The following is a 2,637-nucleotide window of genomic DNA, read 5'->3' on the forward strand; positions in this document are numbered from 1 at the left end:
CCGGGGTCGACAAGGGGGCGCTGGCCCAGGCGTTGGGCGCCCCCGCTCCCTTCGGCCAGTCGCAGTTCGCCTTCGCCCGGGGCAACTCCTTCGAGGCCAAGGTCAAGGCGGACGGCGGGGCCGAGCTGATCAGGCTCCTCTGCGCGTCCACGGGCGAGACACCGCCGGAACCCGGCGAGGTCGCCGTGCCGGACCTGTCCGCTGACGGCCCCGCGAGCCGTACCGCCCGTACGCACCTGGCGCTGGCACCCGACTCCGCAGCGGACGAGCCGGACGAGACGGGGACGGCGGGCAAGTGGGCGCTGCTGTACCACCCGATGCTCTCCCTGGACGTCGCCGGTTCGACCGCCTACCTGGAGCCCGACGCCATCGCTGTGCATCCGGACGGCAGTTGGACGGTGGTGGAGATCAAGTCCTTCCCGATACTGGACGGTTCCGCCGACGCCGCGAAGGTGGGCGCCGCCGCCCGTCAAGCCGCGGTGTACGCCGTCGCTCTGGAGGAGACGGGCCTCGAGGGAAGGGTCCGCGACCAGGTCCTGCTGGTCTGCCCGAAGGACTTCACGAACCTTCCCACCGCTCACGGCGTCGACGTCCGCAAGCAGCGCGCCACGACCCGCCGCCAACTCGCCCGTCTCACACGGGTGGAGGACATCGCGGCCGCCCTCCCTCCGGGGGTGATCTTCGATCCGTCCCGCCCGGCGGAGGAGTTGACCGAGGCGGTGGAGACCGTCCCGGCGACATACGCGCCCGAATGCCTCTCCAGCTGCGAACTGGCCTTCCACTGCCGGGACCGGGCGCGCGCCGCCGGTGCGGTGGAATCCCTGGGCCGCTCCGTACGCGGCGAGCTGGGCGGCCTGGGCACCATCGAGGCGGTCCTCCGCGAGGCGCACACGCCGGTCGCCGCATCCGACGACCCGGCGGCCGACGGCAGCTCCAAGGCCGACCCCGCGGCCGAGGCACTGCGCCGCGCCGCGCGGCTGCGCGCCGAGGCGCTGGGAGGCGTCGCTCGGTGACGACCGCCGCACTGGACTGCCGGGAGGCACCGTGTCGTTGATGTCCGCGCTGGCCCGCATGGAGGCCGCCGCGGCGGGGCGTGCACAGCCCAGGGCGACCGTGCTCCACCGCCGATTGTCCGAACACCCGCTGGTCCTCGTCCCGTTGACCACCGCAGGCGAAGCAGGTGCTCCGCTGGGAGCACTGGCCGGCACCGACCGGGGCGCACCGGAACTGCTCGTCGTACCGCAGCCGCGCGACCGGGACCAGCGCTTCGCCTTCCTCGCCCGGCTCGCCGGGATCGTGCTGCCCCATCTGGAGTCCGCGCAGGACGAGGTCGAGTGGGAGGAGCGCAAGGAGACCGACCCGGAGAGCGGCAAGAAGGTCGCCGTTCAGGTCGAACTGTGCGTGGACGCCCCGCAGTTGCTCGTCCCGAACACTCCCGGCGTCGAGTTCGTGCGGCTGCTCGGACGTTCCATGCGCTTCCGGCGCACCGCGGAGGAGGACCCGGACACGCCCTACCCCGCTCCCCCGCGTGTACCGCTGCTCGGCCGCTGGCTGACGCAGTACGCGGAGCGCGCCCGCGTCCCCGGCTCCTCGCTCCTGCTGTCCATGACCGAGCTGCTTGCCCGGCACTGGGCCACCGGCCAGAGCGCCCTGGAGGACCAGCATCTGGGCGCGCTGCTGGCCTGGATCGATCCGCCGGACGGTCTGAGCGGCTCCGAGGCCGCGCTGCGCGCCGAGGTGGGCCGGGACGCAGCAGGCCAGTTGCTGTGCCCGCCGGCGGGTCCGGCCACCGACCCGGCCTTCGACAACAAGCTGCTGGCTCCCGCGGTGGCCCGTTTCGACGCGGGCCTGCCAGGCGCCGAGGAAGAGGTGCGCGACCTGATCGGCTCCCAGCTCCGCCCGGCGTGGGAGGCGATGTGGCGCGGCATCGACCTGCTTCGCACGCTCCCCGAGGGCGAGCGGGTCGCCGAGCGCTTCAAGCGGGACCGCTGGTCCTACACCGCGCACCGCGACCGTGTCCGCGCCGGCGAACCGCCCCAGCCCCGCCAGGACGACGCGGTGACCGCCGCCGCCAAACTCGCCACTCGCGAGCAGGCGCAGGCACGGCTCGAGGCTCAGGAGGCTCTGGACGACCAGCTCGTCATGGCCGAACGACGGCTGTCGGGCGAGGCGTTCGCGGGTGAGGTCGTCGAGGTGGAGATGGCGTACTCGGAGGGCAAGCGGCCCATGCCGCGCCCACTGGTCACGCTGCGCACCACCGACAGGCCGCACCTGGGCGGGGGCGGCACGGTGCACAGGGCGACGGACGAAGGGGCCCGGCAGAGCGCCGAGTTCGTGGCGGGCGCAGGCCCGGGTCTGGTGACCCTGCGTCTGACGAACGGCATGGGCCGCAGCAAGGAGCCGGCCCCCGGCACGGTGCCGGAGCCCGGTGAGCAGCTGTGCTGGACGCTCTTCGAGCACTCCCCGCGCAGCGGCCCGGGGCTGCCCGACGTCGAGGACACCCCCTGGACGCACGGTGGTCCGCCCGCCGGCCCCACCGAGAGCCCTTCTCCGCCGGCGGAGTCCGCCAAGTCACCTCAGGCGCCGCGCTCTTCGAAGTCCGGCGAGCGGCCGCCCGCGCCACCTGCGTCCGTTCAC

General features: G+C 74.0%; 2 protein-coding genes. Both read left to right on the plus strand.

Annotated features, from left to right (window positions below):
- Positions 1 to 1,013, plus strand: a 1,013-nt coding sequence (locus H5J26_RS30165; RefSeq protein ID WP_181769136.1) for a hypothetical protein, incomplete at its 5' end; no start/stop codon positions are given.
- Positions 1,014 to 1,044: 31 nt separating this feature from the next.
- Positions 1,045 to 2,637: hypothetical protein (locus H5J26_RS30170; RefSeq protein ID WP_309238125.1), on the plus strand; the 1,593-nt coding region annotated here is incomplete at its 3' end.

This window comes from Streptomyces albidus (ex Kaewkla and Franco 2022) (assembly GCF_013870515.1).
GTDB lineage: Bacteria > Actinomycetota > Actinomycetes > Streptomycetales > Streptomycetaceae > Streptomyces > Streptomyces albidus.